Origin of the sequence: Nonomuraea bangladeshensis, assembly GCF_039529455.1 — a bacterium.
Taxonomy (GTDB): Bacteria; Actinomycetota; Actinomycetes; order Streptosporangiales; family Streptosporangiaceae; genus Nonomuraea; species Nonomuraea bangladeshensis.
In genome coordinates this window covers 180,263-187,441 of the sequence record NZ_BAAAMV010000015.1, presented here as the reverse complement: position 1 = coordinate 187,441, position 7,179 = coordinate 180,263, and the positions used below count along the sequence as shown (strand labels likewise).

Annotated in this window: 8 protein-coding genes and 1 rRNA gene; 3 read left to right on the top strand and 6 right to left on the bottom strand. The window is 69.3% G+C overall.

Annotated elements, in window-relative coordinates; genetic code table 11:
• Nucleotides 1-117 (top strand): 5S ribosomal RNA (gene rrf, locus ABD292_RS42040).
• A gap of 65 nt (nt 118-182) precedes the next feature.
• On the opposite strand, the gene ABD292_RS42035 is transcribed toward rrf, so the two are convergent.
• Nucleotides 183-629: an Lrp/AsnC family transcriptional regulator gene (locus ABD292_RS42035; RefSeq protein WP_344217742.1), complete on the bottom strand. Its 447-nt coding sequence runs from the start codon at nt 627-629 to the stop codon at nt 183-185.
• A gap of 126 nt (nt 630-755) precedes the next feature.
• Between ABD292_RS42035 and ABD292_RS42030 the strand changes: the two genes are divergently transcribed.
• Together ABD292_RS42030 and ABD292_RS42025 are read left to right on the top strand one after the other, a co-directional pair.
• The gene (locus tag ABD292_RS42030) at nt 756-1,643 is read left to right on the top strand and encodes a phenylalanine 4-monooxygenase (RefSeq protein WP_344217740.1); all 888 of its coding nucleotides are present in this window, start codon (nt 756-758) and stop codon (nt 1,641-1,643) included.
• 33 nt (nt 1,644-1,676) lie between these two features.
• Nucleotides 1,677-2,612, top strand: a complete 936-nt coding sequence (locus ABD292_RS42025) for a serine hydrolase (protein WP_344217738.1) — start codon at nt 1,677-1,679, stop codon at nt 2,610-2,612.
• On the opposite strand, the gene ABD292_RS42020 is transcribed toward ABD292_RS42025, so the two are convergent.
• The 5 genes from ABD292_RS42020 to pstS are packed head-to-tail and all read right to left on the bottom strand — an operon-like array spanning nt 2,581 to nt 7,102.
• Nucleotides 2,581-3,306: a winged helix-turn-helix transcriptional regulator gene (locus ABD292_RS42020; RefSeq protein WP_344217736.1), complete on the bottom strand. Its 726-nt coding sequence runs from the start codon at nt 3,304-3,306 to the stop codon at nt 2,581-2,583. The genes ABD292_RS42025 and ABD292_RS42020 overlap by 32 nt on opposite strands.
• Complete coding sequence (pstB, locus tag ABD292_RS42015) at nt 3,306-4,082, bottom strand: phosphate ABC transporter ATP-binding protein PstB (protein WP_344217734.1); 777 nt, start codon at nt 4,080-4,082, stop codon at nt 3,306-3,308. Before pstB ends, ABD292_RS42020 begins: the two co-directional genes overlap by 1 nt.
• Nucleotides 4,083-4,097: 15 nt before the next feature.
• Nucleotides 4,098-5,003 (bottom strand): phosphate ABC transporter permease PstA, encoded by a 906-nt coding sequence (pstA, locus tag ABD292_RS42010; protein WP_344217732.1) that lies wholly within the window; start codon nt 5,001-5,003, stop codon nt 4,098-4,100.
• On the bottom strand, nt 5,000-5,980 hold the full coding sequence (pstC, locus tag ABD292_RS42005) for a phosphate ABC transporter permease subunit PstC (protein WP_344217730.1): 981 nt from the start codon (nt 5,978-5,980) through the stop codon (nt 5,000-5,002). Before pstC ends, pstA begins: the two co-directional genes overlap by 4 nt.
• A 6-nt stretch (nt 5,981-5,986) precedes the next feature.
• Nucleotides 5,987-7,102, bottom strand: a complete 1,116-nt coding sequence (gene pstS, locus ABD292_RS42000) for a phosphate ABC transporter substrate-binding protein PstS (RefSeq protein WP_344217728.1) — start codon at nt 7,100-7,102, stop codon at nt 5,987-5,989.
• Between the last annotated feature and the right edge of the window lie 77 nt (nt 7,103-7,179).

Below are 7,179 nucleotides of genomic sequence, written 5' to 3'. Positions count from 1 at the left end.
TACGGCGGTTATGGCGGGAAGGAAACACCCGGTTACATTCCGAACCCGGAAGTTAAGCTTCTCTGCGCCGATGGTACTGCACTCGGGAGGGTGTGGGAGAGTAGGTCACCGCCGGACAATCTTTATGAAGGGCCCCGACTGGTTCAGTCGGGGCCCTTCTGCATTTCTGGGGTCTTTGCGTCTTACTGCAGCAGGGGCTCGATGCGGTACGGGATCTGGGTGCTCAGGGCGATCGTGGTGTCCGTGCGTTGCACGGCGGGTGAGGCCAGGATGCGGGCGATGATCTCCTGCAGGTGATCGGTGCTTCTGGCCACCACGCGACAGAGCAGGTCGTGCTGGCCGCTGGTGCCGTGCACCTCCAGGATCTGCGGTACGGCCCCAAGAGCGGCGACCGCCTCCTCCAGCCGGCCCTGTGCGATCTGGAGCCAGACGAAGGCCAGGATGGGAAAGCCGGCCGCGGCGGGTGAGACCGTGGGGCCGAAGTCCTGGATGACGCCCCGCGCGGTCAGCTTCTCGACGCGGGCCTGCACGGTGCCGCGGGCGACGCCCAGCAGCCGGGCGAGCTCGGTCAGGCCGACGCGCGGGTGCGCGCGCATGGTCACCAGCAGGCGGGCGTCGAGATCGTCCATGGAGGACCTCCGGGGAAGTGTGCGATTCGACCAGGGAACGCTGGTTCGGGCGGGCGGAATTGAGCGTATCGCGCAGCAAAGGTGAGCGCTCTTGCCAGGAAAAGCGAGACTTGCTGTTATCTGGACATGTTCGAGGAAGCACAGTACTTCGCGCCGGTCGCCGCCCAGGAGGACGGGTCGGTGGTGGTCGAGCTGGCCGCGTCGCATCCGGGGTTCGCGGACCCGGTGTACCGCGCGCGACGGAACGCGATCGCCGCTCTGGCGCTTGGCTACCGGCCGGGGACGCCCATCCCGGCGGCCGAGTACACCGAGCAGGAGCACGAGGTGTGGGCGATGGTCAGCAGGGAGCTGGCGATCAAGCACGCCAAGTACGCCACCGCCGAATACCTGGACGGCGTGGAACGGCTGGGCCTGCCCGCCGATCGCATCCCGCAGCTGGAGGAGGTCTCGCGGCTGCTGGAGCCGCTGACCGGGTTCCGGTATCTGCCGGCGGCCGGGCTGGTGCCGCTGCGTGACTTCTACGGGGTGCTCGCCGACGGGTTCTTCCACTCCACGCAGTACATCCGGCACCACTCGGTGCCGTTCTACACGCCGGAGCCGGATGTCGTGCACGAGGTCATCGGGCACGCCAACGCGCTGGCCAGTGACCGGTACGCGGCCCTCTACCGGCTGGCCGGGCAGGCCGCGCGGCGGGTCGAGGGCGAGGAGGCGCTGGAGTTCGTCTCGAAGGTGTTCTGGTTCACCCTGGAGTTCGGGGTGATGCGGGAGCAGGGCGAGCTGCGGGCGTACGGGGCGGGGATCCTGTCGTCGTACGGGGAGATCGAGGAGTTTCGCGGCATGGACATCCGGCCGCTGGAGCTGGCGGCCATGGGGACCACGCACTACGACATCACGAAATATCAAGATGTGTTGTTCGCGGCGGAGTCCTTGGAGCACCTGGAGGACGTCGTGGGCGGCTTCTGGGCCACCTGCGACGACGACTCGATCGCCCGGCTGATGGCCTCAGCCGTCTAGCCCACTCGTCCGGGTTCTCGCCATAATGCCCGGGTGATCACAGGCCAGGGGCAGGTGACGGTGCGGGTGTTGCTCGCTCTCGCCCTGCTCCTGTCCCTGGTCACCGTTCCGGCTGAGCAGATCGGGCAGATCGCGCGGACCGATCGGGTCGTCATGGTGGTGGCGCGGGCGACGGCCGGTGTGACGCTGCGGCGGGCCGAGCGGGTCGCGGCCGCGGAGCCGCTGCGGCCGGTCCCCGCGAAACGGATCGGTAAGCGGCTCGACCGCTACCTGGCGGCCCGCCCCGGGCGGGTCACGGCCATGGTCAAGGATCTGGAGAGCGGGCGGCTCTATCGATACCACCCTGGCGAGCGGCTGATCACCGCGAGCAGCTCCAAGGTGCTCATCCTCATGGCGCTGCTGCTGCGGACGCCGTGGAAGAAGCTGCCGCGGGACGTCCGGCGGGACGCCGAGGTGATGATCCGCACCAGCGACAACCAGGCCGCGGACCGGCTCTGGCTGCGGATCGGCGGCGCGGGCGGGTTCACGAAGGCGGCGCGGCGGTTCGGGCTCAAGCACACCCTGGGCGTCCCCGGCTCCTGCGTCGACCTGTTCTGCTGGGGAATCACCCGTACGTCGGTGGATGACCAGATCCGGCTGATGAGTGCCCTGGTGTCCCCCAGGAGCCCGCTGAAGGCCCGGGAGCGCTCGCGGGTGCTCGACCTCATGGGCACGGTCGTGGACGGCCAGGACTGGGGTCTGAGCGCCGCGGCGTGCCGGGGCGAGCGGGCAGCGCTGAAGAACGGCTGGCTCAGGCGGGTCTCGACCGGGCGCTGGGCCGTCGTCACCGTCGGTCTGATCAGCGGCGACGGCCACCACTACGCCGTGGCCGTGCTCAGCGAGGGCGCCTCGGACGTCCGTCAGGGCATCGCGACCGTCGAGGGCGTGGCCCGGCGCATCATGCGGGACTTCCGGAGATGCTCGGCGTGACCAGGCGGTAGCCGACGCCGCGTACGGTCTGGATGAGCTGGTCGTCCTCGTCGCCGAGCCGTGCCCGCAGCCGCTTGACGTGCACCGCGATGGTGTTCGTCGAGGTCGTCGCGGCGGTGTGCCAGACGTGCCGCATGATCTGCTCGCGGGTGACCGTGCGGTCGGCGTTGCGCATCAGGTACTGCAGCAGCTCGAACTCGCGCAGCGGCAGGTGGACGGTGCGCCCGCCGACGCGTACCTGGTAGGCCTGGGCGTCGAGCTCCACGCCGCCGACGTGGAGCACGTCGCGCGACTCCGGCGAGGCGGCGTGGATGAACGGCAGCAGCTCCGGCACCCGGTACGGCCTGGCCACGCAGGCGGCGGCGCCGGCCGCGAGGGCGCGGACGGCCTGCTCGGCGTGCCCCTCGCCGACGCCGAGCAGCACCGGTACGGCCCTGGCGAGCCGTACCGCGCGGACGAACTCGACCGCGTCGATGACCGCGATCGTGGCCGAGACGAGCACCACGTCCGGCTGCAGGGCCCCCGCCTGCAGCAGACCCTGGGCGCCGTCGGAGGCACCGGTGACGGCCACGCCCTCGCGTTCGAGGGCGTCCGCGACCTCGTCGACCACGGCCCGGTCCGGGTCGGCGATGAGCAGCACGGGCCTGGTCCTCACGTCCCCGTTCATCGTGGCGGGCGACTGCTGTCGGGTCATCAGCCGAAGCGCCCCGTGATGTAGTCCTCGGTGGCCTTCTGGCTCGGGTTGGTGAACATGCGTGAGGTCTCGTCCATCTCGACGACCTTGCCCGGCTGGCCCTGGCCCGCCAGGTTGAAGAAGGCGGTGCGGTCGCTGACGCGGGCGGCCTGCTGCATGTTGTGGGTGACGATGACGATCGTGAACTCGTCCTTGAGCTTGGCCATGAGGTCCTCGATGGCCAGCGTGGAGATCGGGTCGAGCGCAGAGCACGGCTCGTCCATGAGCAGCACCTGCGGCTTGACCGCGATCGCGCGGGCGATGCAGAGCCGCTGCTGCTGGCCGCCGGACAGGCCCGCGCCGGGCTTGTTGAGGCGGTCCTTGACCTCGTTCCAGAGGTTGGCGCCCTTCAGCGACTCCTCGACGATGCCGTCGAGCTGCGACTTCGGCAGGCGGCCGTTGAGGCGCAGGCCGGCGGCGACGTTCTCGTAGATCGACATCGTGGGGAACGGGTTGGGGCGCTGGAAGACCATGCCGATCATCCGGCGTACCGAGACGGGCTCGACGGAGGCGCCGTAGAGGTCGTCGCCGTCGAGCAGCACCTTGCCCTCGACGCGGGCGCCCGGGATCACCTCGTGCATCCGGTTGAGCGTGCGCAGGAACGTCGACTTGCCGCACCCCGAAGGGCCGATGAACGCGGTGATCGAGCGCGGCTCGATGGTCATCGACACGTCCTCGATGGCCTTGTGCGCGCCGTAGTACGCGTCCAGTCCCGAAACCTGGATCTGCTTTGACATGAGTGGCGGTACCCCCTATCGGCCCTTGGCGGGCGCACGCCACCAGGCGATCAGGCGCGCCACCAGGTTGAGCAGCATGACGATCAGGATGAGCGTGAGGGCTCCGGTCCACGCCCGGTCGATGGCGGTGTCGTTGGGACGTGCCGCCTGGTCGAAGACATAGAGGGGAAGGCCCATCTGCGGCCCGCTGAACGGGTCGTTGTTGATGGAGTCGGTGAAGAACACCGTGAGCAGGATCGGCGCGGTCTCGCCGGCGACGCGGCCCACGGCCAGCATGACGCCGGTGACGATGCCGGTGAACGCGGTCGGCAGCACGATCTTCATGATCGTGCGCCACTTGGGGACGCCCAGCGCGTACGAGGCCTCGCGCAGATCGCCCGGAACCAGCCGGAGCATCTCCTCGGTGGATCTGACCACGGTCGGCATCATGAGGATGGACAGGGCCATCGCGCCCGCCCACCCGCTGTACGGCATGCCGAGGAACAGGATCCAGAACGCGAGGATGAACAGACCGGCGACCACCGAGGGGACGCCGGTCATGACGTCCACGAAGAAGCTGATGGCCCGGCTCAGCCGGCCGCCGTTGCCGTACTCGACCAGGTAGATGGCGGTGAGCAGGCCGATCGGGACCGAGATGGCCGAGGCGAGCAGCACCTGCTCGACGGTGCCGATGATGGCGTGGTAGGCGCCGCCGCCCGCGTCCCGCGCGCCGATGCCGCGCATCGAGTGCGTCATGAACTCCAGGTCGAAGCGGGCCAGGCCGTTGGAGATCACCAGCCACAGCACCGAGACCAGCGGCACCACGGCCAGCGCGAACGCCAGGTAGACCAGCCCTTGGACGAAGCGGTCCTTCACCCGGCGGCCGGTCGAGATGTGCTGGACCCCGCGCGGCTTGCGCACGGCCTCCTGTTGCAGGGTCATGCGCCGGCCCTCGCGTACTCCTTGCGGCGGTTGATGATCATACGGGCGGCCATGTTGACCAGCAGCGTGATGACGAACAGCACCAGACCGGAGGCGATCAGCGCGCCACGCCCGATCGGGGTGGCCTCGCCGAAGCCGTTGGCGATGTTGGCCGCGATGCTGTTGCCGTGCGGGGTGAGGATCTGGATGCTGATGTCGAACGTGGCCGGGAAGATGAGCGCGACCGCGATGGTCTCGCCCATGGCGCGGCCGAGGCCGAGCATCGCGGCGCTGATGACGCCGGGGCGGCCGAACGGCAGCACCGCCATCCTGATCATCTCCCAGCGGGTGGCGCCGAGCGCGAGCGCCGCCTCCTCGTTCATGCGCGGCACCTGCAGGAAGACCTCGCGGGAGATGGCCGCGATGATCGGCAGGATCATGATCGCCAGGACGATGCCGCCGGCCAGCATGGTCTTGCCGCCGATCGCGCCCTCGCCGGCGAACAGCGGGAACCAGCCGAGGTGCTCGTTGAGCCACTGCGAGGGCTCCCGCAGCAGCGGCACGAGGAAGGCCAGACCCCACAGGCCGTAGATGACGCTGGGGACGGCGGCGAGCAGGTCGATGAGGTAGCCGAGCGGCCCGGCGAGGCGGCGCGGCGCATAGTGGGAGATGAACAGCGCGACGCCGACCGCGATCGGGGTCGCGATGACCAGCGCGATGCCCGAGCTGAGCACCGTGCCGAACGCCAGCGCGCCGATGCCGAACACCTGGCTGCTGTTGGGCTCCCAGACGAGGTCCGTGAAGAAGCCGCCCTTGTTCGCCTGCAGCGCGGGGACCGCCTCGGCGATGAGGAACACGGCGATGGCCGCCATGATCGCCAGCAGGACGACCCCGGCCGCGGTGGCCAGGAACTTGAAGGCCCCTTCACCGGAGGTGCGCCGCGAGGCGGACCGGCGCATGGCCGGTCCGCCGTCGCGGATCTTCGTGTCGGTCGTCATCGGCCGCTAGGAGATGGCCTCGATGGCGGTGCGGACCTTGGTGAGCAGGCCGCCGGCGAGCGGGGCGTAGCCCAGGTCCTTGAGCGCCGCCTGGCCCTCGTCGCTGGCGGTGTAGGTGAGGAACTCCTTGACCAGCTTGGCCTCCTCGGCCGGCAGGCCCTTCTCGCAGGTGATCTCGTACGTCACCAGGACGATCGGGTAGGCGCCCGCGGTCTTGGTGCCGTAGTCGATCGAGAGCTTGAGGTCGTTGCCGGTGCCCTTGACCTCGGCGGTCTCGACCGTCTTGGCGGCGCTCTCGGGGGTCAGCTCGACGAACTCGCCCGAGCCGTTGGCCACCTTGGCCTTCTGGAGCTGGGAGTTGTCGGCGTACGACATCTCGACGTAGCTGATGGCGCCCTCGGTGTCCTTGACCGAGGAGGCGATGCCGTCGGAGCCCTTGGCGCCCTGGCCCTTGGCGTCGGCGGGCCAGGCCTTGGCCGGCTCGTACGGCCACTCGGCCGTGGCCTTGAGGAACTTGGTGAAGTTGTCGCTGGTGCCCGACTCGTCCGAGCGGTGGAACGCCTGGATCGGGGTGGAGGGCAGCTTGGCGTCAGGGTTCTCGGCCTTGATCGCCGGGTCGTCCCACTTGGTGATCTGGCTGTTGAAGATCCCGCCGATGGTCTTGGGCGAGAGCTGCAGGCCGTCCACGCCCGGCAGGTTGTAGACCACGGCCACCGGACCGGTCACCATCGGGATGTTGATGGCCTTGCCGGTCTTGCAGCGGGCGTCGGCCTGGGCCGGCTCGCCCTTCTCGTCGTTCAGAGCGGAGTCGGAGCCGGCGAAGGAGACCGTGCCCTGGATGAAGGCCTGCACACCCGCGCCCGAGCCACTGGGCTGGTAGTTGATGCTCACGCCCGAGTTGGTGGCCTGGAAGTTCTTCTTCCACTCGTCAATCGCGTTGGCCTGGGCGGAGGAGCCCGCGGCGTTGATGGTGCCGCTCAGCGCGTTGTCGTTGCCCGCGGCGGGGGCGCTGGCGGCGGTGGTGCCGCCGTTGCCCGCCGGAGCGTTGTTGTCTGTGCCGCACGCAGCGAGCGAGAGCGCACCGACGACGGCGACGGCGGCGAGCCGGCCTGCATACTTCACGGTGGGGTTCCTTTTCACTTGGTCCTCAGTCGCCGATGAAGTTACGCAGCGAAAGTGACTCGGATCCCTAGCAAGGG

Excerpts from the sequence above, each read along its gene's own strand:
- pstB (WP_344217734.1), bottom strand. The coding sequence starts at position 4,082 with ATGTCAAAGCAGATCCAGGTTTCGGGACTGGACGCGTACTACGGCGCG.
- pstA (WP_344217732.1), bottom strand. The coding sequence starts at position 5,003 with ATGACCCTGCAACAGGAGGCCGTGCGCAAGCCGCGCGGGGTCCAGCAC.
- ABD292_RS42030 (WP_344217740.1), top strand. The coding sequence starts at position 756 with ATGTTCGAGGAAGCACAGTACTTCGCGCCGGTCGCCGCCCAGGAGGAC.
- ABD292_RS42020 (WP_344217736.1), bottom strand. The coding sequence starts at position 3,306 with ATGACCCGACAGCAGTCGCCCGCCACGATGAACGGGGACGTGAGGACC.
- ABD292_RS42035 (WP_344217742.1), bottom strand. The coding sequence starts at position 629 with ATGGACGATCTCGACGCCCGCCTGCTGGTGACCATGCGCGCGCACCCG.
- pstC (WP_344217730.1), bottom strand. The coding sequence starts at position 5,980 with ATGACGACCGACACGAAGATCCGCGACGGCGGACCGGCCATGCGCCGG.